1 pseudogene is annotated in these 344 nt (G+C 63.7%); it reads left to right on the plus strand.

Annotated elements, in window-relative coordinates:
- Positions 1 to 344, plus strand: a pseudogene (locus tag BBX50_RS26825) (molybdate ABC transporter permease subunit); the annotation flags it as partial.

Consider the following 344-nt stretch of genomic DNA (forward strand, 5'->3'; position numbering starts at 1 on the left):
TTTGGCTTGTCGCTCGGGATCACGCTGAGCTGGCTGGTGCTGATCGTGTTGATCCCGTTGTCGGGACTGGTGTTTCGGGCCAGCGGGCTGGGCTGGGCCAAGTTCGTTGAGCTGGCGCTTGATCCGCGCACGCTCAACGCCTTGAAGATCTCGTTCGGCACGGCGTTTGTCGCCGCGGTGATCAACCTGATCTTCGGTGTCATCCTCGCCTGGGTGCTGGTGCGTTACCGCTTCCCCGGCAAGCGGGTGATCGATGCCATGGTCGACCTGCCGTTTGCGCTGCCGACCGCGGTTGCCGGCATTGCGCTGACGACGCTTTATGCCGGCAACGGCTGGATCGGCCA

The sequence above is a fragment of the Ensifer sp. LC11 genome, from assembly GCF_001695835.1.
In the GTDB taxonomy this organism is placed as follows: Bacteria; Pseudomonadota; Alphaproteobacteria; order Rhizobiales; family Rhizobiaceae; genus Ensifer.